Genomic DNA, 24,284 nt, shown 5'->3' with positions numbered 1-24,284 from the left:
TTATTCCTCCGCCGCCCGGCCACGTTGCGGGAACAGACCCCGCGGTTTGCGCTGTATAAACAGAATGATGAAGACCAGCACCACAATCTTGGCCAGTACCGCGCCGGCCATAGGTTCCAGTAATTTGTTGGCAATGCCGAGGCTGAAGGCCGCAGTGAGAGTGCCCCACAGATTGCCGACTCCGCCGAACACTACAACCATGAAGGAGTCGATGATGTAGCTCTGGCCCAGGTTTGGCCCCACGTTGGTTAGCTGTGCCAATGCGACGCCGGCCACCCCGGCGATGCCTGAGCCCAGCCCGAAGGTGAGAGCGTTGACCCGTTCACTGCGAATACCGAGGCTGCGGGCGGTGGCGCGATTTTGGCTGACCGCACGGACTTGCAGGCCCAGTCGGGTTTTCTTGAGCAAAGTTAGAAGGGCTAGAAAAACCGCCAAGGCAAAGAAGATAATGTACAGCCGGTTGTAGGTCAGCGAGAACACGGGGTTGATTTCCAATGCACCGCTCATCCATTCCGGGGTAATTACGGTGCGGTTCAGTGGGGAGAAAATGACCCGTACTGCCTGTTGCAAAATGAGGCTGACCCCAAAGGTCGCTAGCAGGGTTTCCAGTGGTCGGCCATACAGAAAGCGAATGACAAAGCGTTCGATAAGTATGCCGACAAAGGCGGACACAAGAAAAGCAGCGGGAATGGCAATCAGCAGTGACCATTCGTGACTGGTGGGCAACAGTTGTTGCACTACATAGGTCGTGTAGGCGCCCAGCATGATCAGTTCGCCATGGGCCATGTTGATGACGCCCATCACCCCGAACGTAATGGCCAGGCCGATGGCGGCCAGTAACAATACCGAGCCCAGGCTCAGACCGAAGAACACGGTGTCGGCGGTTTGGAACCTTTCAATACGTGCTTCGATGCGGGCGATGGCTTTTTCCAGTGCCTTTTTTTCTGTTGGGTGTTGGGTTACACGCAGGCGCTCATTGAACGCATTCTTAACGTCTGGGTGCAGGTTGCCAGCGAGGGTGTCAATGGCGCTGAGTCGTGTACTCAAATCGTCACTGCGCAGGGCGGCAATATTCAGAGCGGTGTCAATTTGTACGGCAACACGAGGATCCGCTTCCTGGGCGCGGCGGCTTGCCAGCGCTGTTAGCATTTCCGGATCATCATTGCCGATCAGTTGGTTGGCGGCCCGATAGCGAACATCGCTCTCCGGGTCGTTCAGAGCAGCCAGTGCCAGCTGGTTATTGATCACGGTACGCAAGCGGTTGTTGATGATCACTGGCCGTGCAGCGCGGCTATCTACTTGGCCAATAAGCTGGGTGGTTTCTGGATCGCGTAGTTCCCATTGACCGTCTTTCTTGCTGCCTAAGACGATGCTGTTATCTTTTCGATTATGCACCAGTTCGCGATTCATCAAGGCGTTGAGTAGCGCAATAACACGGGGGTTGTCTTGGTTTGCCAGTTCACGAATAGCCGCTTCTTTTTCATCAAAGCTACGACTGGTCAACCGGTCAAGAATGTTTTGGAGGGTAGGGGTGGGTATGCCAGTGGCGCCCTCGCTGTTCTCCGTGATTGGCTGGGTTGGTGTTGTTTGTTCTTGCAGTGGCTCTTCTGCCCAGCTCACACTGACCTGCAGTGCCATTAGCAGTGCTATCAGTATTCGGCCAAATTTGTGACCCATGACGGGCTCCTTACAGGGCGTCAAAAATGAAAGCCAGATCAGGACGTTGGAAGGCCCAGCCATGAAAAGCGATGGCCACATGTTCTGGTGCTGGCGTTCATTTGTTATGCGTAATGTTGGTCTAAGCGACGAGCACCCCAGGCGTTGCCCAGAGTGCTGTTGCGTGCAGCCTTATTCGGCAGAAGCGCCGCCACACGTGTTGGTCTTGGTGTTGTAGTTGCCGCAACGAGTCGGTGCGGTCCAGTCGGAGATCAGGTCTTTGGAACCCGGCAGGAAATCAGACCAGGCATCACCTTGCACCAGCCCTTCGGTTTCCCAGACTACGGCGAACTGACCGTCCTCCTGAATTTCACCGATCAATACGGGCTTGGACAGGTGGTGGTTCTTGTTCATCACCGCTGTGCCACCGGTCAGGTTGGGGGTCTTGATGCCGATCATGGCGTCAGCCACTTTATCGGTGTCGGTGGATTGCGCTTTTTCAACCGCGTTCACCCACATATTGAAGCCGATGTAGGTTGCTTCCATAGGGTCATTGGTCACGCGCTTGTCGTCGCCGGTATAGGCATGCCACTGGTCTATGAAAGCGTTGTTGGTATCGTTGTAGACGCTCTGGAAATAGTTCCAGGCAGCCAGATGGCCAACCAGCGGGCCGGTGTCGATGCCCGATAGTTCTTCTTCACCTACGGAGAAGGCCACCACGGGGATGTCTTCGGCGCTCACGCCCTGGTTGCCCAGCTCTTTGTAGAATGGCACATTGGCATCGCCGTTGACGGTGGAGACCACAGCGGTTTTTTTGCCTTGGCTACCGAAGGCTTTAATTTCGCTGACGATGCTCTGCCAGTCGGAATGTCCGAACGGGGTGTAGTTGATCATGATGTCCCTTTCTGCCACGCCTTTGGACTTCAGGTAGGCTTCCAGGATCTTGTTAGTGGTGCGCGGGTACACGTAATCGGTCCCGGCAAGAACGAAGCGCTCAACCTCCAGATCGTTGATCAGATAATCCACTGCAGGAATCGCCTGCTGGTTCGGTGCTGCACCGGTATAGAAAACATTCTTGGACGATTCTTCACCTTCATACTGGACCGGGTAGAACAACAACCCGTTCAGCTCTTCCACCACGGGCAATACGGACTTGCGCGATACCGATGTCCAGCAGCCAAAAATAACGTCCACGTTTTCTTGGGTGATCAGCTCACGGGTTTTTTCTGCAAACAGCGGCCAGTTCGAGGCGGGGTCAACCACAACGGGCTCAAGCTTTTTGCCCATGACTCCGCCTTTTTTATTCTGTTCTTCGATCATCATCAGAACGGTGTCTTTCAGTGTGGATTCACTGATAGCCATCGTGCCGGACAGAGAGTGCAGCACCCCGACCTTGATGGTGTCGGCGGCCATAACGACACCGCTATAGGCAATGGCGCTGGAGGCGATAACCCCGGCAGCTATTTTCTTCATGGATTGTGAAAAATTCATGGTATTTCTCCTTGCTTCTCAGTCGCGTTTAAATGGGCGTTTGTCTTGCCGTGAACTCTCCCCTGATACGTCGGTAGGCTCACTGGCCTGCTGTTTCCCTCTAATACGTTAACCATCACTCTTGTTGATCGAGCTTGCGGGTAACTCAGCGCGTACGCTGGCCTCGTGCAGCATGTGTACGGTGATTTTTCTGACTTCGTTACGGGATTCTTCAATGTGGGCACACAGCAGAAGCTGTGCTTGCTCCACCTGGCGGTGCAGGATGGCTTCCAGCACTGCCTGGTGTTCGTTATAAGTGGCCTCCACTCGGGAGGGGCTGGTGAAATCCAGGCGCCGTATAATGCGTAGCCGCTCGGTGAGATCATGATGAATGCGTGCCATTTGATTGTTGCCGGCGCTTTCCACCAGTCGTTCGTGAAAATGTTCATCCATGCCGCTGACCACAGGGCCATCGGATAATCTTTGTGGCTTTTCTACACACCATTGGCTAACCAGATTATCCAGTTTGCTTAGTTCACCGCCGTGTTCGCATAGCTTGCGTACAGCGGCGCATTCGAGAACGGTGCGCACGTCGTATAATTCTTCGAAATATTTGAAGTCGAAGGGCTTGACCTGCCAACCGCTGCGATAGAGCACATCTACAAAGGTTTCCCGTTGTAATCGGAACAGGGCTTCTCGCACGGGGGTGCGTGATACACCCATCCGTTCGGCCACTTCGTTTTCACTGAAGCGGTCGCCGGGCATTAGCCGAAAATCAAACATGTCCTGCTTTAATTGCAGATAAATTCGTTCAGCCAGACGTTCGGTTTTTTTTCCCGCTCGCGTATTCATCTTTGATTCCTCAGGCCATCGCGGCGGTGTTGATGGCGATCACTGGATCGCGGGCGTTAATGATGGCTCCAGGCAGGCAATGCAGAACAATAACGTTGCCGCTGATGTGTGCATTGATCAGATGGCTGTGGCGGTCGCTGCTAGCGGCGTTCTGTGCCGTGAGACCGAATTCACAACGCTGTTTTGCAGCGGTTAGCGCCCCCCAGCGCCACGGCTTCATCAGTGTGTTTCCTGAGCGTTTGTCGCCACTTGCGCGATGTAGTTTCTCCAGCCGCCCAGTGCGGTAATGTCGGTGGCGTCCCCAATGGCCCAGGGTTCACAGATAAAGCCTTTCACCCAGCGACCGTCGGTGGTTTCCAGACTACCGATGCCCAGTGGGGCGGGGATTAAGCCGACAAAACTGCCGAAGTGCTTCATCGGCATTCGCCACAGCTCGATGGGAATGCAGTCACCCCCGTCTTTTTCGCTACGAATCAGCCCGGGTTTGGGCGGCACAGTGTTGGCCAGGGCGTAGAGCCGATAACAGGGCGCCGTGTGGGTGGCTTCGAGCAACACGCCGTCGCGTTCGGTGAGCTGGGTATTGAGGGGCATGCCGGAAAGGTGTGCGCCAACCACGGCGACAGTCATTACATCGTCCTCATCATCATTGGCCGCATGGGTCTGCGGCTTGGCCAGCCGCTGTCCGGTAGCGCCGGCCTGCCAGGGCTGGGCCTGCTGCCAGCGCCGGCCGAAGTCGGCCAGGGCGTGGTCCTGCCAAGCGGGGCCAATTAGGGTGACACCGCCGGGCAAGCCGTCTTCACGGAAGCCGCCGGGCAATGCCAGGGCGCACAGGTCCAAGAGGTTGACGAAATTGGTCCAGGTGCCTAGCTGGCTGTTCAGGGTGATGGGGTTGGCTTGCACGGCGGCGCGGGTGTAGATGCCGGGCGTAGTGGGGAGCAACAATGCATCAACCTGGGCCATTAGTGCTTCGGACTGCCGTTTCAATTCAGCCAGCTGGTACTGGGCCCGGAAACTGTCCGCTGCTGTCAGGGCGGCGGCGGGGGCGAGAATGTCACGAATTACTGGCAGCAAGGTGTAGGGGCTTTTTTGCAACAAGGGTTCGGTGACAATGAAACGTTCCGCCACCCAGGGGCCCTGATAGAGTAAAGCGGCGGCATCCTGCAACACCGTGGTGTCGATAGTGATCAGGTTGGCAATCTCTCTGAGCTGGTCCAGCTGTCGCTCCCACAGCTGTTGGGCTTGGCTATCCTCGAACCAGGGAAGGTCTTTGGGGATGCCGAGAGTCGGGCGTTCGGGGAGTCCGGTGGTTAGCAATCGGGGAGCTGCGCGGCTGTAAGGATCTGCGCTGTCGAACTGGCTGATGAGTCGAAAGATCTCTTGGGCATCGTCCACGTTCAGGGCAAAGATGCTGACGCAATCAAGGGTCCGGCAGGCAGGAACAACACCGTGGGTGCTAATGGCACCGCGGGTGGGCTTGAGGCCCACCGTGTTGGTGAACGCTGCAGGTACCCGGCCGGAACCGGCGGTATCGGTGCCCAGTGAAAAGGGTACCAGGCCCAGGCTCACGGCCGTGGCGGAACCTGAACTGGAGCCACCACTGAGGTAATCCGGGTTGAATGGATTGGGTACTTCGCCATAGGGGGAACGAGTGCCAACCAGACCGGTGGCAAACTGATCCAGATTGGTCTTGCCTACGACGATGGCGCCGGCGTCGCGCAGTAGTCGTACCACGGTGGCGTCTTCCGTCGGGGTGTAGGCGAATGCCGGGCAGGCTGCTGTTGTGGGCATGCCCACAACATCAATGTTGTCTTTCACGGCAAAGGGAATGCCATAGAGTGGCAGCGATGGATCCGTTAGCGCTTGCGCCTGGGCCGTCAAGGAAGCCTCATCCAGGAGATGGATCCACAGGGCGCGCTCACTATCCTGCAGAGTGGTGGCCAGTTGTTTCATGGCCTGTACCGGGGTGAGTTCACCGCTGCGGTAGGCCATCTGCCATTGTTGAAGAGTCCAGCCAATCATTCGTTAGCACACCTGGTTGTACACAAGTTGGTATTCTTATTTGTGCAAAGGGGGTGCCAGCCATGAAAAATATTTAACGCTTTGTTTTTACAGTAATTAATAAGGTTAATGTTGAGTGAAGAGAGCTATGTCCAGACACTGGGTGCGCTAATCTGATGCAGCTGCGCGGTATCGGTGCAGCCCCGCAGTGCCTTCCCTGACGGCGGCTGTGGGATGTATCAGCGATGACGATGAAAAGGACAGTAAGACTCTATTTCCCTTCTTTGGGAGGCCTTGGCATCGTTGTTGAACCGATTCAAGGACGTACAGCCCAGACCGGTTCGAGGTGGAGGGAAAAGAATGTCACAGCGTGCGTTGGTAGTGGAAGGCGGTGCCATGCGCGGTATTTTTGCTGCCGGGGTGTTGGATGCGTTTTTGGAAAAAAAACATCAGGATTTCGATTTCGCCGTGGGCGCGTCTGCCGGCTCGACCAATCTGATCGGCTATCTGGCAGGTAATCATGGCCGCAGCCGTCAAGTGATCACCGACCATGCCTGTCGACCGGACTTTATCAACTGGTCACGTTTTATGTCGGGTGGACATTTGTGTGATGTGCACTGGTTGTGGCACCAGTCTCGCATAGACGTGCCGTTGAATTTGGAGAGACATTGGCAGGGAAATACTTCTCTGTGGGTAGTGACTACCTCGATAGAAGACGGGGCGCCGCGTTATTTTCAGACCCAGCCGAGTAATTTAGATGAGGTAATCACCGCGTCCTGTTCTATTCCTTTTGCCTACCGAGACTTTCCCAAGGTGGCCGGCCACCCCATGACCGATGGCGGGCTAGCGGATTCCATTCCGGTGCGTTGGGCTTACGAACAGGGCGCGCGGGATATCACCGTGGTGTTGTCCCGCCCTCAGGGTTTCCGCAAACGCCCTAGTGCGTTGACGCCTTTATTAAAGCCTTGGGCTCGTGATATCCCCGCCTTTTATGAAGCCATGGCGAAACGTACAGATGTCTATAATAGAGCATTGGATTTTATTGACAGCCCGCCTGATGATTGTTGCCTCAATGTTATCGCCCCACCGATGCACTTCCCGGTGAATCGGTTGACCACCAATGTGGAAAAATTGCAGCAAGGATATCAGCAGGGGCATCGTGCGGGATTACAGTCGTTGGGGGTGGAGAAAGCAGTAGTGGGGTAATGTGCAAGCGCTTCACGCTGCAACAGGTTTTGCTTTCTACGTGGCGTAATCCTGCCAGGTCGAGCTAAAAGGTTTGGGCGTGGTGTTTTGTGAGCCAGGGCACTTCAAATAGTGTAGCGCCTAGCGCTCTTTCTCTTCGCAGTGCCAAACCCAGGCATCCAGCTCAATATGCTCAATACCGCGAAAATGATTCTCCATCATAAACTCGCGGCGGTCGCTGAGCATGGCGCGATTGCCGCCGGCTTTTTTGATGGCTCTGGTGAGCTTCTTGTTCACGTGGCGATCTATTCGCGCATCGCTGAACAACATGCCCCGCATTTTGCTGCCGGACGATACCGAAACCGCGCTTTTTTCTTCGCACTCCTGAGGGGCTTCGCGCAGTAGCCGTATTTTATCCGCCTGTGCTGCGAGGCAGGAGCCGAGTAGCAGAATCATCAGACAAAAACGCATGCTGTTTCCTGTTGTTATTATTGCGCTGCCATCTTGCAGGCCTGCCGGGCTTTGGCCACGTTTTCTTGTAAGTGGGCGGGGTTAATGGTGCCAGCAATGATACTGCTAACGCCGGCGATGCCAAGGATTTGGTCCAGACTTTCCTGTACCGGGTCATCAAGGGTGTCATTGAGGTGACCGCTGGCAAAGGCCTTCTTGATTAGGATGCCTTTTTGCCGGGCGGCGGCGTGCTCGATCACGGGGGCTTCGTCTTGCTGATGCAGGTTGTAGGTGACCATGGCCATGTCCGCGTGATTCAGGCTGGCGATGCCGCCAGCCACGGTTTTCGTGGACATGCCTGTGGCGCGGATCAGGCCGGCTTTTTTCAGGTCGTTGAGAGCGTCCAGAGTGCCCTTTTCGATGATTGCCAGGTCATTGCCGTCGGAGTGAATCAGCACGCAATCCAGATAGTCCGTGTTGAGCCGTTGCAGGCTACGTTCCACCGAGAAACGCACGTGTTCCGGTGAAAAATCAAAATGGCTGTCACCACTGTTGTTATCAAATTCTTCACCGACCTTGGTGACGATGACCCAGTCTTGGCGTTGGCTCATTAACTGACCGAGCCGCTGTTCACTGTGACCGTAGGCCGGCGCTGTGTCGATTAGGTTGATGCCCAGATCCTGTGCCTGAGCGAGTAGTTCTGTTACCGCACGATCATCGGGGATGGTGAAGCTGTTGGGGTACTTCACTCCCTTATCGCGGCCGATTTTCACTGTGCCCAAGCCCAGTGCACTGACGGTTAATCCTGTGTTGCCCAGTGGGCGCATGAAGGACATGATGCTTCCTTATTGGTGTCGCTGCAGGTCCGTTGCTAGCGGTGTGATGAGGAACGGTTGCAAGTTTTCGGTTCAGTAGCGGCGCTGGACTTGTGTCCATTTAATGCTTGGGCGTCGCGCCCATGCCAGGTCAGTCTCGGGTTCGGGATGAAAAGATTATTCATCCTTCTCCTTTCTCCCTTTGCGCTTTAACGTTCAACTGACATTTGCGCAGCACCAACGACGCTTTGCTACAGTAATCATTAAAAACAGCGATGCCAGTACGGTACGCCCATGGGCGCCCGTTGAAGGGCTGGCGGTATCGTTAATGGCTCGCCGGGTTGAAGGCCCGTTTCTTCCACCAGCGCCATTACCCGGTCGCCTAGATCCGGCGCCAGGGTGAGTTTAGTGGGCCAGGCGATGATCAGGTTTTGATCCCGGCGGGCGTAGGCGTTATCCGGCTTGACCAGCGCATGTTGTTTGGGTTCGGCGCGGGTCACATCTAGGGTGGCGAATTGAGCGTTGCTAAAATCTAGCCAAGGGAAAAGGTGCGATAATTCTTCCCGACCGGCATGTAGTTGTTCTTCATCAGTACGCTCTACCCCCCGCTCTGCCAAGTCGCCGCCGAGGTACCACACCACCTTGCCGTCCGGACAATCGTGGGTGGTCACAGTGAGCACGGGTTTGTTGCTGGTGCCAACACAGTGGGCGTAAAGCCGATGGCCTTGGTCGTGTTTTACCAGCACCATTTTCAATGGCCGCAGCTGGCTGTGTTCCTGTTCCAAAAGGTGGGCGCGATGAGCGCCGTCAAGCAGAGCTGGGTTACCGTTGCCGGCGGCCAGCAGGGTCAGCCGTGGCTCAATGCGCTGGCCATTAATGGTGACGGCGCGCAGGCCGTCGTTATTCCATTCTAGAGTATCGCGCTGGGTATCGAACGCCAGTAGCCGGTCTCGGACTGGGGCGCTAAGGGTGTCGATCAGTGATTCGGTGTCGATCACTAGGTCGTCGAGTTTATAGACGTTGCCTTTGAAAGCCTTATTGGCCAGCGCGCTGGGGAAATGGTCACGCTTGATTTTTTCGATTCGGCCACGGAGCATCTTGCTAGCGAAAAAGTTAGTCATCCGTGAGGCCACTGATCCGCTGGACCACATGTGTTGAGTATCGCTGAGCACTTTCAGGTTGCGCAGGTCTACCGAGTCGGTGCCGGCCATGGCGGCACGCCAGCGATCCGGCATCTGGGCAATCGCTTCGGATTCGTTGGACAGGTTGCCGCTTAAGGCATACTTGAGGCCGCCGTGGATAATCCCCTGGCTCGCGAGGGTCTGGTCGCCACCAAGGCTGGCGGATTCCAGCAGTAGGCATTGGTAGCCGGCGGCGTGGAGCCGGTTTATTAGCCACAGGCCGGCAATGCCGCCACCAAAGACCACAATGTCTGGGTGGATTGTGTCGGGTTTTAGGGTCGAGTCACTCATGGCTCACCATCGTTGAACTGTGCGGCTATGCTAGCATAAGCAAGGCCGCTGGCACGCGCATCGGCGCTGACACAGACAAGATGGATCATGTGTTTTGGGCTGTGCGCGTTGCCCGTGTATTGCCTCTACATTGAGATAAGAGCCCCTATGCGAACTATTTATTCCGCCCTTTGGTATTTGCTGCTTCCCGCTCTTTTTCTGCGCTTGTGGCTGAGAGGTAGAAAAGCACCGGCTTATCGTTTGCGGTGGAAGGAGCGCATGGCGTGGGGGTACCGGTCCGGGATCTTGAAAAAAAGCCTTTGGGTGCATGCGGTGTCGGTGGGGGAAACATTGGCGGCGGCGCCGTTAATTGAGCGGTTGCTGGAAGACTACCCTGATGTGCCTTTACTGGTGACCACCACCACACCCACCGGTTCAGAGCGGGTGAAAGCCCTGTTCGGCGATCGGGTGACCCATGTGTATTGCCCCTGGGAGCTGCCCACGGCATTGACCCGTTTTCTGCGCGCTTTTGATCCGAAAATGGTGATCGTGCTGGAGACCGAGTTGTGGCCCAACCTGTGTGCGGCGGTGAAGCGTCACGGAGCCAAACTGATGCTGATGAACGGGCGGCTGTCGGAGAAAAGCTACCGGGGCTACCGCAAGTTTCCCCGTCTGGTGCGGCCCATGATGGCGCGCTTCGATGCCCTGGCGGTGCAGACCCCGGTGGAGGCGAAACGCTATGTGGCTCTGGGTGCCTGGCCGGAACGGGTCCATGCCATCGGCAGCGTGAAATTCGACATGAGTTTGGATGATGCTGTGCGTCAGGCGGCAGGGGATTTACGTGCCGCTATTGGCGAGCGTCCGGTGTGGATCGCCGCCAGTACCCATCCCGGTGAAGACGAGCCGGTGCTGGCAGCGCACAAGGCTCTACTGGAAACGGCACCGCAGACCCTGCTGATGCTGGTGCCCCGGCATCCGGAGCGTTTCGACAGCGTGGCCCAGCTGGTCCGCCAGCAGGGACTTGGCCTGGCCCGGCGCAGCAAGCAGGACACCATCGCCGCCGACACCCAGGTTTACCTGGCCGATACCATGGGCGAGTTGTTGATGTTGTTCGGGGTGGCCGACGTGGCCTTTGTGGGCGGTTCCCTGGTGCCGGTGGGCGGGCACAATCTGCTGGAACCGGCCGGCTGGGGAAAGCCGGTGCTCACTGGCCCCCACCTGCACAACTTTACCGCCATCTCCAATCTGCTGGATGACGCCGGTGCCCTGACCCTGGTGGACAATGCGGATGCCCTGGCCATTGCCCTGCAGGCGCTGTTCCGTTATCCGGATCAACGCCAGCGTCAGGGGCAGGCGGCAGCAGCGGTGGTGGAAGCCAATCGTGGGGCGCTGGAGAAGGGGCTTAAACTGATTAGTGAACAGTAAAAGCAGGGGCTGTTGTAGGAGCCATGCTCGCATGGCGAACCTCACGAAACGAAGCACAAGCACCACAGGGCGAGAAGGCGTATCCGATTCCTCAGGTGAGATTCCGGAGGATCCTGCAACGCCTTTTCCTCGCTAGGGCTCGGTTCGCCATGCAAGCATGGCTCCTACATTGCCTTTCAATAACGTGTATCCGGCACCAGCGCGTCGCTGCGGCCTTCCAGGTCCGGCTGGTAGATGTTCAGAGTTTCCGTGTCCGACAACCACTGGTTGATGGCCGCCAGGTCGCCCTGCTGCAGGTCGCCGGTGGTGGATTTCAGGGTCAGGGAGTTGATGATGTAGTCGTAACGGGCGTTGGCATAGTCGCGCTCGGCGGCGTACAGCGCCTGTTGGGCGTTGAGCACGTCGACCACGTTACGGGTGCCCACTTCGTAGCCGGACTGGGTGGCTTCCAGGGCGGAACGGGTGGAGCGGATCGCCTGGCGGCGGGCTTCCACGCGCAGGGCGTCGGCTTCCACGGTGCGGTAGAACGTGCGCGCCTGCTGGCTGATGTCGCGAATCGTCTGCTGGTACCGCTGGCCGGCGGCGTCGGCGAGCAGGGCCGCCTGCTTGCGCTGGCTGTTGAGGCCGCCACCGCGGAACAGCGGCACGGTTACTTCAATGCCGATAGTCTTTGAATTAGTGTCCGGTTGCGTCGAGTAGAATTGCGTGAGTTGATTGCCGGGATCGCCTCCCGAGACGCTTGGATCGGTATTGTGGTTGTGCTGATACTCAGCGAACAATTGAACCTTTGGAAGCATGGCCCCCAGTTGTCGGTCGGCCGTAAAACCCGCTGCTTTGGCGCTGTAGCGGGCGGCGAGAATCTGCGGATTCTGGTACGCGGCCTTATCGATCCAGGCATTCATTTTTGACGGTTGCGGCCCCTCCATCGGCAGATTGTCGCGCAACTCCGCCAGCGTCTCCCATTTACGACCAGTGAGTGTTTCTAACTGGTCGCGGGCGATATCGAATTCCTGCTCGGCGACGATCAGGTTCACCCGGGCCAGGTCGTAGGCGGCGCGCGCTTCTTCCACATCGGTGCTGGCCACCAGGCCCACGTCGAAACGTTCCTGGGATTGTTCCAGCTGCCGGCTGATCGCCTTCTCCTCGGCCTGGGCGGACACCAGGGTGTCCCAGGCGCGCAGCACGCCGAAGTAGCCCTGCGCCACGCGCAGCACGAAATCCTGGCGGGACTGGTAGAACTCGGCCTGGGCTACGGAGGTCAGCGACTTGGCTTCCTTGTAGCCGTAGAAGGCATCCAGGCGGAACAGCGGTTGCGTTAGCGTCACCGAGGTGGAACGAGATCTACCGTCTATCTCCAGGTCACCCGTCGATTCGTAGGTTTGGTTGATTTCCGAATGGCGGTGGCTGGCATCGATGGTCGGCAGCAGCGCGGCCCGCCCCTGTACCAGCGTTTCCTGATCCGCTTCCCAGGTCTGGCGGGCGGCGCGCCAGGTGCCGTCGTAGCTCCAGGCTGCGTTGGCGACTTCAGTAAGGTCAGCGGCCTGAACGGCACTGGCCAGTGAGGTAAGAAGAAGAACTAGGGGCGTTGCCGGGCTACGCTTCATTCTGGTGCACTCTTTTTGTGTGTCTGGTTAATCATTATGGTACTGGCAAGTACAGAAAATTAACACCGCCTGTTTGGGCCAGTTCCGCGGTTGTTCGGCTGTTGGGCGCTGGCGTATAGTGTCCGCCATTCCTGAATTTCTCTTATTTGCTTCTGGAGGCCGACGTGCCAGACGATCAGCGCCCCATCGCCAACGCTATTGACGAATCCTGCCAGCCTATCGCCGGTTCACGAAAAATATACGTCACGGGGTCGCGCCCGGATATTCGTGTGCCCATGCGGGAAATCCAACAGCATCCGACCCCTTTGGCGGACGGAAAGTTCGAGGATAACCCACCGTTGTCGGTTTATGATACCTCTGGTCCCTATACCGACCCAGATACCCAAATTGACATCCGTAAAGGGCTGAACCCAATTCGGACTGCCTGGATTGATGAGCGAGATGATACCGAACAACTGGCTGGACTAACCAGCGAGTATGGTCGCAAGCGAGCCAATGATATTGCCAAGGCTGGGCTGCGTTTTGAGCACACGCGCATCCCTCGCCGTGCCCGCGCCGGTAAAAACGTGAGCCAGATGCATTACGCGCGCCAGGGCATCATCACCCCGGAGATGGAATATATCGCCATCCGCGAGAATCAGCGCCTGCGTGAACATCGCGAGGCTGGCCTGCCGGTGCACCAGCATCCGGGTCAGAGTTTCGGGGCGGCGATCCCGGCGCAGATTACTGCGGAATTCGTTCGTGATGAAGTGGCCCGTGGTCGGGCAGTGATTCCGGTGAACATCAACCATCCGGAAATCGAGCCGATGATTATCGGCCGCAACTTTCTCACCAAGATCAACGCCAACATCGGCAACTCGGCAGTGACGTCCTCCATCGAGGAAGAAGTGTCCAAGATGACCTGGGCCACCCGTTGGGGCGGCGACACGGTGATGGACCTGTCCACCGGTGACAACATTCACGAAACCCGCGAGTGGATTCTGCGAAACTCGCCGGTGCCCATCGGTACGGTGCCGATCTATCAGGCGCTGGAAAAGGTTAACGGCGTAGCCGAAGACCTGACGTGGGAAATTTTCCGCGACACACTGATTGAGCAGGCGGAGCAGGGGGTGAGTTACTTCACCATTCACGCGGGTGTGCTGCTGCGTTATGTGCCGATGACTGCTAATCGCGTTACCGGTATCGTCTCTCGGGGTGGTTCGATTATGGCTAAGTGGTGCCTGGCGCACCATGAAGAGAGCTTCCTTTATACCCATTTCGAAGATATCTGCGAAATCATGAAGGCCTACGACGTGACCTTCAGCCTGGGTGATGGTTTGCGCCCGGGCTCTTTGGCAGATGCCAACGATGAAGCTCAATTCAGCGAACTGCGCACCCTGGGCGAGCTGACCAAAATCGCCTGGGAGCATGATGTGCAGGTGATGATCGAAGGGCCGGGTCATGTGCCCATGCACATGATCAAAACCAACATGGACGAGCAGCTGAAGCACTGCGGGGAAGCGCCGTTTTACACCCTTGGCCCACTGACCATTGATATTTCTCCTGGTTATGACCACATTTCCAGCGCCATTGGCGCGGCCATGATCGGTTGGTACGGCACTGCCATGCTGTGCTACGTGACGCCCAAGGAGCACCTGGGGCTGCCCAACCGTGAAGACGTCAAAGAAGGCATCATCGCCTACAAGATTGCTGCCCATGCGGCGGATTTGGCGAAGGGTCACCCGGGAGCCCAGTTGCGCGATAATGCGCTGTCCAAGGCCCGCTTTGAGTTCCGCTGGGAAGACCAGTTCAACCTGGGGCTGGACCCGGATCGTGCCCGCGAGTACCACGATGAGACTCTGCCCAAGCAGGCCCACAAGGTGGCGCATTTCTGCTCCATGTGCGGGCCCAAGTTCTGTTCCATGAAGATCAGCCAGGAAGTCCGTGAGATCTACGGTGATGGCACTGCCCAGGTGGCTCAGGCTGAAGCAGGCATGGAAGAAAAATCCAAGGAGTTTCGAGAGCAAGGCTCCGAGCTATATCATGAGGCCCATGAGTAATCATTCGTTAGTACCGCCATTTGGCCCCCAGGACGTGGAAGTGTTGGCGCGGGAAACCCCGTTTCAGGGCTTTTTCCGGGTGGATACCCTGATCCTGCGCCACAAGCACTATAACGGGGGCTGGGGCGATCCCATCCGCCGGGAGCTGTTTGTGCGCCCACCGGCCGCGGCGGTGTTGCCCTATGATCCGGTCCGTGGCGAGATTCTGCTGGTGGAGCAGTTTCGAGTGGGTGCGCTGGAATGGCGGGATACTCCCTGGTGCCTGGAACTGATTGCTGGCATTGCAGACAAGGACGGCGAAAGCGCTGCCGACCTGATTCGTCGTGAAGCGGTGGAAGAGGCGGGCCTGACCTTGGGCGCCATGGAGCCCATCGCGGCTTACATGCCCAGCCCCGGCGGAACCAATGAGCGCCTGCAGTTGTTCGTGGGCCATGCGGACCTGGCGGGTGCTGGCGGCATTTTTGGTTGCCCGGATGAAGGTGAAGATATTCGGGCCGTGACGATGAGTGCGGATGAAATACCCGCGTTATTGGGTGGCGGGCAGGTGGATAATGCTGCGTCGTTGATTGCTCTGCAGTGGTTGTTGCTCAACCGTACCCGGCTGGATGCGGATTGGGGCGATAAGTGAGCCGCCGCGACCGCTACCAGCTGGATTTCCGTGCGCTGATGACTCAGTGCGAGGAAAACTATGCGCGGCTGTTGCCCTTGATGAAGGCGCTGGGGGAGCGTGACCACATGGCTGTGGAAGTGGGCCATGATCACCATTCCCATACTTTGCAGATGAGCGTGCTGGAGCGTTCCCCCTATACCACTACGGTGCGCCTGGAAGATCAGGAGCTGCTGGCTACGCTGCCGGCGTCCCGCCTTACCGTGCGCATGTACCATGATGCGCGGCTGGCTGAAGTTACCGAAGCGCGACCTTTTCGGCGGGTAAATGCCCGTTATGCCTACCCCAATCGGAACATGCACCAGCGGGACGAGAAGGTGCAGTGGAACCGCTTTTTGGCAGAATGGCTTCGCCATCTCCACGATCACGGGCGCGACAGTGGCCAAGCTTGGCGGCAACGGGTGACCGGTAGCTGAGTGATGACACGCCTTTAGCCAAGAAACAACCTCCCTTGTGGCTCTATTGTGGAGAATTGGTAACCAATTCCTGCTCTTGGACATGTGTCCTAGAAAAGTGACATCATCTTGGTTATAAATGAGACGCAGGGCTGTTCCATGGTGCTGGGGAGTACAGGGGGGCGGCCAGCGGGTATACGGCATTATTAAACAGTTAAGGAGCGGGGAACTTGACGCAGCAGTTGCAGCCCCTTCGAGTCGTACAGTTGTCAGACTGCCATCTGTTTGCCGATACACAAGGCAAGCTGCTGGGATTGAATACCCAGTTCAGTCTGGACAAGGTGCTGGAGCTGATTCGTAAGGAACAACCCAATCCGAATTTGATTTTGGCCACCGGCGATTTGTCCCAAGATGCCTCCTACGAATCCTACGAGCGCTTGGAGTGCGCTCTTTCCGGGTTCGATGTGCCGGTATATTGGCTGGAAGGAAATCACGACAAGCCGGCACCGATGCTGCAGGCACTGGATGCCCACCGCGAAAAAATGAGCCCCTGTGTGCTGGATATGGGCAACTGGACCATCGTGATGCTGGATTCCACCATTCCCGGTGAAGTGCCTGGTGATCTGTTCGATGAAGATCTCAAATTCCTCGAGTCCGCCCTGCGCAATGCCACCGGAGATCACCTAATGGTGTGTTTGCATCACCACCCGGTGCCAATGGAATGCACGTGGCTGGATACTCAGGTGGTGGGCAGTGCTGACAAATTCTTCGAGGTCATTGACCGTCATGAACGGATACGCGCCATTATATGGGGCCATGTGCACCAAGAGTATGATGCGCATCGTAATGGCGTGCGAATGATGGCAGTGCCCAGTACTTGCGTGCAGTTCAAACCGAAAAGCGAAGACTTCGCAGTAGATGATGCCAACCCGGGTTATCGCTGGCTGGATTTGCACCCGGATGGGCGTATTGATACGGGCGTTAGTCGGGTGGAAGGGATCACCTTCGAGGTGGATTTCACGGTCAAAGGGTATTGAGTTTAACGTTGAAAGTTGAAACGCGGGCTTAGGACAGACCATTTATCGGTCATGTCTTCGCGTTGCCGGGGGGCTGAACTGCGGGTACTCAAGAGATGCGTTTGAAGGTCAAGCTCGCGCTTTGCAATTTTGACCTTGCAACTCCTCCTCATCCCGGCACACTTCCGGATAATGCAGTCATCAGGAAAAATCATGCCGGTTCCCGAAACGTCTCTTATTTATATCCACGGTTTCAACAGCTCACCGGCATCCCATAAAGCCGGGTTGTTGCGGTCGGTGTTTGAGCATGCGGGTTGCCCGGAACGGTTGATCGTGCCCACGTTGCCGCCTTCACCGGTGCAGGCCATGGCGGAACTGGATGCAGCCATTGCCGGGGCCGGCCCGGTGGCCCTATTGGGATCGTCGTTGGGCGGATTCTACGCCACCTGGCTGGCGGAACATCATGATTTGAAGGCCGCAATCGTAAATCCTGCGGTAAGACCGTGGCGACTACTGGACAAATACACAGGTATCCAGCATAACTACCACACTGGTGAGGCCTATCAGTTCGACCCGGCCTGGTTGGAGCAGTTGCGCCGGTATGAGGTGGCAGAGATCACCCAACCGGAAAACCTGTTGCTGCTAACCCAAACCGGCGACGAAACCCTGGACTGGGAGGATGGCTGGGATTATTACGGCGACTGTCACCGCTATTGTGGCTTGGGTGGCAGCCACGGCTTTGATAACTTTGACGCCTTCATTCCGCTGATGCTGCGGTTTTGTGGGATTGAAATACACGTTTGATACCCGGCGCCAGAGGCTGGATATGCGCTATAGCCTGCGTCCGGTCTCTGGCGCACTGCGTTAGGCGCTGCTGGAAAATCTATGACCAATAATTATACGTCCGAAAATATTGAAGTGTTGTCGGGCTTGGACCCGGTGCGTAAGCGCCCGGGCATGTACACCGATACTTCGCGCCCCAACCACCTCGTCCAGGAAGTGATCGATAACTCGGTGGATGAAGCGCTGGCAGGCCACGCCAAGTCGATCAAAGTCACCCTATTCAAGGACGGCGGCGTGGAAGTCGAAGATGATGGTCGCGGCATGCCTGTGGATATGCATCCGGTACAGAAAAAGCCCGGCGTGGAAGTGATTCTGTCCACCCTCCACTCCGGGGGTAAGTTCTCCAATAACAACTACCAGTTTAGTGGCGGCCTGCACGGCGTAGGTGTGTCGGTGGTCAACGCCTTGTCCACCAAGCTGGAAATTCTGGTCAAGCGCGATGGTCAACTGCACCGCATGGAGTTCGGCGACGGCGAGAAACGCAGTGATCTGGAAGTGATCGATACGGTTGGCAAGCGCAACACCGGCACCATCTTGCGTTTCTGGCCAGACAGTCAGTATTTCGACTCGCCGAAAATATCGGTGAGCCGTCTCAAACATTTGCTGAGGGCCAAGGCGGTTCTCTGCCCCGGCTTGCTGGTGACGCTGGATAATCAGCAAACCGGTGAGAGCGATACCTGGCAGTTTGATGATGGCCTGATTGAATATCTACTGGAATCCAGTACCGGGTGGGAGCGGGTCCCTGCGGAGCCGTTTAACGGTGCCATGAGCGCGGAAACTGAAGCGGTGGATTGGGCTGTCACCTGGCTGCCCGAAGGCGGCGAACTGGTTCAGGAAGCCTATGTAAACCTGATCCCTACGGCCCAGGGCGGCACCCATGTGAACGGGCTGCGTTCCGGTTTGCTGGAGGCCATGCGAGAGTTCTGTGAATTCCGGAATTTGCTGCCTCGTGGCGTTAAGCTGACCCCGGAGGATATTTGGGACCGGGCGGCTTTCGTGCTCAGCGTGAAAATGCAGGACCCGCAATTCGCCGGGCAAACCAAAGAACGGTTGAGCTCCCGCCAGACCGCGGCGTTTGTTTCCGGGGTGGTAAAAGACGCCTTCTCGCTGTGGCTTAACCAACACACCGATGAAGCCGAGAAGCTGGCGGACCTGTGTATCAATAATGCCCAGAAGCGACTGCGGGCCGCCAAAAAAGTCACCCGAAAAAAAGTCACCAGTGGCCCGGCTTTGCCCGGCAAACTGGCGGACTGCACCAGTGATGACCCTTCCCAGAGCGAGATTTTCCTGGTGGAAGGGGATTCGGCGGGTGGCAGTGCCAAGCAGGCCCGAGACCGGGTTTATCAGGCGATCATGCCGCTGCGCGGCAAGATCATGAATACCTGGGAAGTGGATTCCAACGAGGTCTTGGGTAGTCAGGAAATTCACGATATCGCGGTGGCGCTTGGCATCGAGCCGGGCAGTGATGATCTCAGCAGCCTGCGTTACGGCAAGGTGTGTATCCTTGCGGATGCGGACTCCGATGGTTTGCACATTGCCACGTTGATCTGTGCCTTATTCCTCAGGCACTTCCCGGCGCTGGTAAAACACGGGCATGTGTTTGTGGCCATGCCGCCGTTGTACCGCATCGACGTGGGCAAGGAAGTCTATTACGCCCTGGACAAGCAGGAGCGTGATGGCGTGCTGGACCGTATCAAGGCGGAGAAAAAACGCGGCAAGGTGAACGTAACCCGTTTTAAAGGGTTGGGTGAAATGAACCCGCTGCAATTGCGCGAAACCACCATGGCCCGAGATACCCGCCGGCTGGTGCGTTTGGATGTGTCCACCGACGACGGCACCCACCAGCTGATGGACATGCTGCTAAGTAAAAAACGGGCCTCTGATCGCAAGATCTGGCTGGAAGAGAAAGGCAACCTGGCAGAAATATAGACGCTGACATGCGACACGCTTCACGCCGTCGCGCTAAGACGGCATGTGCTGAAAGATGTAAGCATAAGTGTTGTGTTGGCTTTTAGATGGATTGGAACTTAAAAACAGAGTTGCTGACGTGCTGCGTTGATTGCAGAACTGCAATGCAGAAAATGTGTTGCGTGACGCATATTGGCGTGCAGGCCGGCGAGTATAGCGAGCAAAAATGGCTGACGAATTTGAAAGTTTTCCGTTAAAGGAATACACCGAAAAAGCGTATCTGGATTATTCCATGTACGTGATTCTGGATCGGGCTTTGCCCAATATTGGCGATGGTCTGAAGCCGGTGCAGCGGCGCATCGTTTACGCCATGAGCGAGCTGGGCCTTAAAAATACGGCCAAATACAAAAAATCCGCCCGTACCGTGGGTGATGTACTGGGTAAGTATCATCCCCATGGTGATTCGGCCTGTTACGAAGCCATGGTGTTGATGGCCCAGCCGTTCAGCTATCGCTATCCGCTGGTGGATGGCCAGGGTAATTGGGGCAGCGCAGACGATCCAAAATCCTTTGCTGCCATGCGTTATACCGAGTCCAAATTGGCACCGTATGCGGAAGTGCTGTTGTCCGAGTTGGGGCAGGGGACGGTGGAGTGGCTGCCTAATTTTGATGGCACCATGGATGAGCCCAAATTGCTGCCGGCCCGCTTGCCCAATGTGTTACTCAATGGCACTACGGGTATCGCGGTGGGCATGAGCACCGATATTCCACCGCATAATCTGCGCGAAGTGGCCAATGCCTGTATCCATTTGCTGAAAGATCCCGGCGCCTCGCTGGATGATTTGATGCAATATATTCAGGGTCCGGATTTTCCCACCGAAGCAGAAGTGATCACCCCAATCAACGACATCATTCGTATGTATGCAGAGGGCAAAGGCTCTCTCAAGCAGCGCGCGGTGTATGAGCGTGAAGAGGGTGATATTGTGGTGACGGCGCTGCCGTATCAGGTGTCTGGCGCCAAGGTGCTGGAGCAAATTGCCGACCAGATGAACAAGAAAAAACTGCCCATGGTCAGCGATCTGCGTGATGAATCCGACCACGAAAACCCCACCCGACTGGTGATCACGCCGCGCTCTAATCGAGTGGATGTGGAACAGTTGATGAGTCACCTTTTTGCCAGCACTGACCTGGAGAAAAACTACCGGGTTAATCTGAACATGATCGGCATCGATGGCCGACCTCAGGTGAAAAGCCTGGACATGATTCTCAACGAATGGCTGCAGTTCCGCATGGTGACGGTGCGTCGCCGGCTGCAATACCGCCTTGATAAAGTACTGGAACGCCTGCACCTTTTGGAAGGTCTTCTGGTGGCGTTCCTGAATATTGATGAAGTGATTCATATCATCCGTACCGAGGATGCGCCAAAGCCGGTATTGATGGAGCGCTTTGGCGTCAGTGATCGCCAGGCAGAAGCAATTCTGGAATTGAAGCTGCGCCACCTGGCGAAACTGGAAGAAATGAAAATTCGCGGTGAGCAGGATGAGCTCAACGAAGAACGCGAATACTTGGAAACCACCCTGGGTTCCATGGCTAAAATGAAGAAGCTGGTCGCCAAGGAATTGAAGGATGACGCCGAGAATTACGGCGATGACCGTCGCTCTCCATTGGTGGAACGTGAGGACGCCAGGGCCTTGGATGAAAGCGATCTGCTCAGTGCCGATCCGATAACGGTAGTGCTCTCGGAAAAAGGCTGGGTGCGAGCCGCTAAAGGCCATGAAGTGGATGTGGAAGGACTGAGTTACAAGGCCGGTGATAAGTACAAGGCTTGCGCCAAAGGTAAATCTAACCAGTCGGTGTGCTTTATCGACAGCACTGGGCGAACCTATTCTTTGCCCGCACATACTCTACCCAGTGCGCGGGGGCAGGGCGAGCCACTGTCTGGCCGAGTGAGCCCACCCTCCGGTGCCAGCTTTGTGGCAGCAGTGATGGGTAAGGACAAGGACGCGTACCTGATGAGCACCGATGCAGGTTACGGTTTCGTGGTGCGTTATGCGGATTTGTTGGCCAACAAGAAAGCCGGCAAGACGGTACTTAATGTGCCTAAAGGCGCGCGTGTATTGCCGCCACAACCGATTGCCTCAACTATAGATGATTTGATTGCACTGGTGTCAAACGAAGGCCGTTTGCTGGTGTTCCCGGTAAGCGAGTTGCCGGAAATGGTCCGCGGTAAGGGCAACAAGATGATGTCGATTCCCGGCGCCCGTGTGGCGGATCGGGTGGAGTTCGTACAGGATGTTCAAGTGGTGGGGCCGAATGACGCGTTGACCCTCTATGCGGGTAAGCGCCACCTGACCCTGAAAGCCAATGATCTGGAACACTACTATGGTGAGCGGGGACGCCGTGGCGCGAAGCTGCCCCGTGGTTTCCAGAATGTGGATGCCATGGCCGTGGAGCGTAAGGGCTGATCGTGCGGGTGTAGACGGGATAAGGTCGGAAATGTGGCCGGCCTTTTTTCGGTGTGCACAAGGTATGCTGCTGCGGCGAGCGCTCCCTTGAGAGTAAAAGGTTCGCCGGGGCAATTTAGCGCGAGTGGATAGAGAATAATCGTATTAACGAGGTTTGCACAACATGCTGACGGGAATCCTTGCCATTGTTCTGTTATTTCTCAACACAGTGATTTTGATTGGCCCGATGTTGTTGGTGGCACTGTTCAAGCTGGTGCTGCCTGGTGTTGCAGCAAAACGTGTCTGTTCAGCTACGGTCATGTGGATTGCGGAAAGCTGGGCGGAGATTTGTAAGGGTATTTTTGCGCTGCTCACGCCAACCCAGTGGGATATCCGTGGAGTCGAGGCATTGCGCAAGGATACCTCTTACTTGGTGGTCAGCAACCATCAATCCTGGGTGGATATTCCGGCGCTATTGCAGACCTTCAATCGCAAGACCCCGTATTTTAAATTTTTCCTGAAAAAAGAGCTGATCTGGGTGCCGTTCTTGGGGCTGGCCTTCTGGGCGCTGGATTATCCGTTCATGAAGCGTTACAGCAAAGCGTTCCTGCAAAAGAATCCGGCGTTGAAAGGGAAAGATTTGGAGATTACCCGTCGAGCTTGTGAGAAGTTCCAGGGTATCCCGGTTACCGTTGTAAATTTCCTGGAAGGCACCCGGTTTACCGCAGCCAAACATGCGGCACAGCAGTCCCCTTATCGTAATTTGCTCAAGCCAAAGGCGGGTGGGGTGGCGTTTGTGTTGGCTGCACTGGGCGATAACCTGGATGCGCTGCTGGATGTGACGGTAGTGTACCCGGAAGGCGAGACGAAGGGTTTCTGGGATTTGCTCAGCGGCAAGGTGGAAAGGGTGATCGTGGATGTGCGAACCTGCCGGTTAGAACCGCGCCTGTGGCGCAGTGATTACCAGGAAGATCCGGTATTTCGTGAAGAAATTCAGCAGTGGGTAAGCGAACTCTGGCAACAAAAGGATGCCCGCATCGACTCGATTCGTCGCGAGTTTCACGCCACTCAGTAACGACGGGCGGCCGCACCCGTAGGGCGCTTAGCTATAAGCCAATGGCTTGCCTTCCTGTCGGTGCTGCCGGCTGTCAGTCCGGTTATGCTAGGTCTTATTCGGCTTGCACGCCAAGGGCCGCTCAGGCCCCGGGCGTGGTCCGCTAACGGTTTAGAAACTCAGTGAAATGGCAAGGTAGGGCCCGCCAATATCCAGGTCGGTATCCAGATCATCCACGTCATCGAGCACGATGTTCATGCGGCTGTACCCCAGCTCCAGCCCTAACAGATAATCCGAGCGCCAGCCTACCCGGGCGTTATAGTCGTTCATTCTGTTGCCATCATAGGCAATGGCGTTTACTTCCCCGCCCACATACAGGCCGGAAAGGGGCAGCTCCGCCCGGACACCGCCATGGAGCATGGGTAAGGTTTCATTGATGCTCAGGCTGGTGCCTTCGGTTGGGCCATCGAGCCGAAGATCGCCGTCCATGCGCCGTACGGTGAGACCAAGGTCGACCTTAATAGCGTTGTTGAGAGGGCTGTAATAGAAAGTTCCGTCTATCATTTCCAGATCGAAATCAGTGGCTACCCGAGTATTGGCAACAAACGTTTGTCCGTTGAATTCAAAGTTGTTGCTGATGATATTGCTGGCGCTGTCAGACAGATCAATATAGCGCAGGCGAACGTTGGGCAGCTGCGGCACAACATGTTCCACCCCCAGATAGAGTACGTTTTGATCGGTTTCATCGAAGCCCAGTTCATCCTGCATATCGATGTTGGCTCCGCCGGAAGCCACATCGCCTTCCAGCTCGGTATCCCAAGTGTATCCCCCGCCATAAATGGTTAGCCCGGGGGCGGCATGGGCGAAGGAGGCGGTAGTCAGTAGCGCGGTAACCAACAAGCCGGCATGTTTCATGGGACGTTCCTCATTGTTCTGAATTTGCTCCAGTATTGCAGGTACGGAGGGTGGCACCAAGTGAAGGCGGAGTCTGTTATCATTACGACCACACTGCG

The 24,284-nt window shown here is 56.5% G+C and carries 20 protein-coding genes; 10 read left to right on the top strand and 10 right to left on the bottom strand.

Annotated features, from left to right (window positions below):
- The 5 genes from urtB to atzF form a co-directional block, all read right to left on the bottom strand.
- Positions 1–1,677, bottom strand: a complete 1,677-nt coding sequence (gene urtB, locus ABNH10_RS15645) for an urea ABC transporter permease subunit UrtB (RefSeq protein WP_349386787.1) — start codon at positions 1,675–1,677, stop codon at positions 1–3.
- A gap of 171 nt (positions 1,678–1,848) precedes the next feature.
- Positions 1,849–3,147, bottom strand: coding sequence for an urea ABC transporter substrate-binding protein (urtA, locus tag ABNH10_RS15640; RefSeq protein ID WP_349386786.1), 1,299 nt, complete (start codon positions 3,145–3,147; stop codon positions 1,849–1,851).
- Between the two features lie 108 nt (positions 3,148–3,255).
- Positions 3,256–3,978: a GntR family transcriptional regulator gene (locus ABNH10_RS15635; protein WP_349386785.1), complete on the bottom strand. Its 723-nt coding sequence runs from the start codon at positions 3,976–3,978 to the stop codon at positions 3,256–3,258.
- A gap of 10 nt (positions 3,979–3,988) precedes the next feature.
- The gene (locus ABNH10_RS15630) at positions 3,989–4,198 is read right to left on the bottom strand and encodes a hypothetical protein (protein WP_011589779.1); all 210 of its coding nucleotides are present in this window, start codon (positions 4,196–4,198) and stop codon (positions 3,989–3,991) included.
- On the bottom strand, positions 4,198–5,997 hold the full coding sequence (gene atzF / locus ABNH10_RS15625) for an allophanate hydrolase (protein WP_011589778.1): 1,800 nt from the start codon (positions 5,995–5,997) through the stop codon (positions 4,198–4,200). Before atzF ends, ABNH10_RS15630 begins: the two co-directional genes overlap by 1 nt.
- Before the next feature lie 339 nt (positions 5,998–6,336).
- On the opposite strand from atzF, the gene ABNH10_RS15620 reads away from it, so the two are divergent.
- The gene (locus tag ABNH10_RS15620) at positions 6,337–7,182 is read left to right on the top strand and encodes a patatin-like phospholipase family protein (RefSeq protein ID WP_011589777.1); all 846 of its coding nucleotides are present in this window, start codon (positions 6,337–6,339) and stop codon (positions 7,180–7,182) included.
- A 120-nt stretch (positions 7,183–7,302) separates the two neighbouring features.
- Here ABNH10_RS15620 and ABNH10_RS15615 read toward each other — a convergent pair whose 3' ends face one another.
- The 3 genes from ABNH10_RS15615 to ABNH10_RS15605 form a co-directional block, all read right to left on the bottom strand.
- Positions 7,303–7,632 carry a hypothetical protein gene (locus ABNH10_RS15615; protein WP_011589776.1) on the bottom strand — a complete coding sequence of 110 codons (330 nt, stop codon included), beginning with the start codon at positions 7,630–7,632 and terminating at the stop codon, positions 7,303–7,305.
- 17 nt (positions 7,633–7,649) lie between these two features.
- A complete protein-coding gene (locus ABNH10_RS15610) occupies positions 7,650–8,447 on the bottom strand; it encodes an aldo/keto reductase (protein ID WP_011589775.1) in 798 nt (265 codons plus the stop codon).
- Positions 8,448–8,689: 242 nt separating this feature from the next.
- Positions 8,690–9,898 carry an FAD-dependent oxidoreductase gene (locus tag ABNH10_RS15605; RefSeq protein WP_349386784.1) on the bottom strand — a complete coding sequence of 403 codons (1,209 nt, stop codon included), beginning with the start codon at positions 9,896–9,898 and terminating at the stop codon, positions 8,690–8,692.
- Positions 9,899–10,045: 147 nt separating this feature from the next.
- On the opposite strand from ABNH10_RS15605, the gene waaA reads away from it, so the two are divergent.
- Entirely contained in the window at positions 10,046–11,302 is a 1,257-nt protein-coding gene (waaA, locus tag ABNH10_RS15600) for a lipid IV(A) 3-deoxy-D-manno-octulosonic acid transferase (protein WP_349386783.1), read from the top strand.
- A gap of 176 nt (positions 11,303–11,478) precedes the next feature.
- On the opposite strand, the gene ABNH10_RS15595 is transcribed toward waaA, so the two are convergent.
- The gene (locus ABNH10_RS15595; protein WP_063538061.1) at positions 11,479–12,906 is read right to left on the bottom strand and encodes a TolC family outer membrane protein; all 1,428 of its coding nucleotides are present in this window, start codon (positions 12,904–12,906) and stop codon (positions 11,479–11,481) included.
- Between the two features lie 164 nt (positions 12,907–13,070).
- On the opposite strand from ABNH10_RS15595, the gene thiC reads away from it, so the two are divergent.
- The 8 genes from thiC to yihG all read left to right on the top strand — a co-directional run bounded on the left by thiC (position 13,071) and on the right by yihG (position 23,292).
- A complete protein-coding gene (thiC, locus tag ABNH10_RS15590; protein ID WP_349386782.1) occupies positions 13,071–14,945 on the top strand; it encodes a phosphomethylpyrimidine synthase ThiC in 1,875 nt (624 codons plus the stop codon).
- A complete protein-coding gene (locus ABNH10_RS15585; protein WP_349386781.1) occupies positions 14,938–15,573 on the top strand; it encodes an NUDIX domain-containing protein in 636 nt (211 codons plus the stop codon). The genes thiC and ABNH10_RS15585 overlap by 8 nt, the downstream gene beginning before the upstream one ends.
- Entirely contained in the window at positions 15,570–16,028 is a 459-nt protein-coding gene (locus ABNH10_RS15580; RefSeq protein ID WP_349386780.1) for a DUF1249 domain-containing protein, read from the top strand. Before ABNH10_RS15585 ends, ABNH10_RS15580 begins: the two co-directional genes overlap by 4 nt.
- Before the next feature lie 209 nt (positions 16,029–16,237).
- Positions 16,238–17,044 (top strand): 3',5'-cyclic-AMP phosphodiesterase, encoded by an 807-nt coding sequence (gene cpdA, locus ABNH10_RS15575; RefSeq protein ID WP_349386779.1) that lies wholly within the window; start codon positions 16,238–16,240, stop codon positions 17,042–17,044.
- A 192-nt stretch (positions 17,045–17,236) separates the two neighbouring features.
- Complete coding sequence (locus ABNH10_RS15570) at positions 17,237–17,827, top strand: YqiA/YcfP family alpha/beta fold hydrolase (RefSeq protein ID WP_349386778.1); 591 nt, start codon at positions 17,237–17,239, stop codon at positions 17,825–17,827.
- An 81-nt stretch (positions 17,828–17,908) separates the two neighbouring features.
- The gene (gene parE, locus ABNH10_RS15565) at positions 17,909–19,795 is read left to right on the top strand and encodes a DNA topoisomerase IV subunit B (RefSeq protein ID WP_349386777.1); all 1,887 of its coding nucleotides are present in this window, start codon (positions 17,909–17,911) and stop codon (positions 19,793–19,795) included.
- Positions 19,796–20,000: 205 nt separating this feature from the next.
- On the top strand, positions 20,001–22,238 hold the full coding sequence (gene parC, locus ABNH10_RS15560; protein ID WP_349386776.1) for a DNA topoisomerase IV subunit A: 2,238 nt from the start codon (positions 20,001–20,003) through the stop codon (positions 22,236–22,238).
- Between the two features lie 163 nt (positions 22,239–22,401).
- Positions 22,402–23,292 (top strand): 1-acylglycerol-3-phosphate O-acyltransferase, YihG family, encoded by an 891-nt coding sequence (yihG, locus tag ABNH10_RS15555; RefSeq protein ID WP_349386775.1) that lies wholly within the window; start codon positions 22,402–22,404, stop codon positions 23,290–23,292.
- Between the two features lie 150 nt (positions 23,293–23,442).
- On the opposite strand, the gene ABNH10_RS15550 is transcribed toward yihG, so the two are convergent.
- On the bottom strand, positions 23,443–24,186 hold the full coding sequence (locus ABNH10_RS15550; protein WP_349386774.1) for a TIGR04219 family outer membrane beta-barrel protein: 744 nt from the start codon (positions 24,184–24,186) through the stop codon (positions 23,443–23,445).
- Positions 24,187–24,284: the final 98 nt, after the last annotated feature.

Origin of the sequence: Alcanivorax sp., assembly GCF_040119285.1 — a bacterium.
In the GTDB taxonomy this organism is placed as follows: Bacteria; Pseudomonadota; Gammaproteobacteria; order Pseudomonadales; family Alcanivoracaceae; genus Alcanivorax.
This window is presented reverse-complemented; position numbering and strand designations above follow the sequence as displayed.

Bases quoted from the DNA above. Each gene is read 5' to 3' on its own strand.
- urtB (WP_349386787.1), bottom strand. From the start codon at position 1,677: ATGGGTCACAAATTTGGCCGAATACTGATAGCACTGCTAATGGCACTG.
- urtA (WP_349386786.1), bottom strand. From the start codon at position 3,147: ATGAATTTTTCACAATCCATGAAGAAAATAGCTGCCGGGGTTATCGCC.
- ABNH10_RS15635 (WP_349386785.1), bottom strand. From the start codon at position 3,978: ATGAATACGCGAGCGGGAAAAAAAACCGAACGTCTGGCTGAACGAATT.
- ABNH10_RS15630 (WP_011589779.1), bottom strand. From the start codon at position 4,198: ATGAAGCCGTGGCGCTGGGGGGCGCTAACCGCTGCAAAACAGCGTTGT.
- atzF (WP_011589778.1), bottom strand. From the start codon at position 5,997: ATGATTGGCTGGACTCTTCAACAATGGCAGATGGCCTACCGCAGCGGT.
- ABNH10_RS15620 (WP_011589777.1), top strand. From the start codon at position 6,337: ATGTCACAGCGTGCGTTGGTAGTGGAAGGCGGTGCCATGCGCGGTATT.
- ABNH10_RS15615 (WP_011589776.1), bottom strand. From the start codon at position 7,632: ATGCGTTTTTGTCTGATGATTCTGCTACTCGGCTCCTGCCTCGCAGCA.
- ABNH10_RS15610 (WP_011589775.1), bottom strand. From the start codon at position 8,447: ATGTCCTTCATGCGCCCACTGGGCAACACAGGATTAACCGTCAGTGCA.
- ABNH10_RS15605 (WP_349386784.1), bottom strand. From the start codon at position 9,898: ATGAGTGACTCGACCCTAAAACCCGACACAATCCACCCAGACATTGTG.
- waaA (WP_349386783.1), top strand. From the start codon at position 10,046: ATGCGAACTATTTATTCCGCCCTTTGGTATTTGCTGCTTCCCGCTCTT.
- ABNH10_RS15595 (WP_063538061.1), bottom strand. From the start codon at position 12,906: ATGAAGCGTAGCCCGGCAACGCCCCTAGTTCTTCTTCTTACCTCACTG.
- ABNH10_RS15585 (WP_349386781.1), top strand. From the start codon at position 14,938: ATGAGTAATCATTCGTTAGTACCGCCATTTGGCCCCCAGGACGTGGAA.
- ABNH10_RS15570 (WP_349386778.1), top strand. From the start codon at position 17,237: ATGCCGGTTCCCGAAACGTCTCTTATTTATATCCACGGTTTCAACAGC.
- parE (WP_349386777.1), top strand. From the start codon at position 17,909: ATGACCAATAATTATACGTCCGAAAATATTGAAGTGTTGTCGGGCTTG.
- parC (WP_349386776.1), top strand. From the start codon at position 20,001: ATGGCTGACGAATTTGAAAGTTTTCCGTTAAAGGAATACACCGAAAAA.
- yihG (WP_349386775.1), top strand. From the start codon at position 22,402: ATGCTGACGGGAATCCTTGCCATTGTTCTGTTATTTCTCAACACAGTG.
- ABNH10_RS15550 (WP_349386774.1), bottom strand. From the start codon at position 24,186: ATGAAACATGCCGGCTTGTTGGTTACCGCGCTACTGACTACCGCCTCC.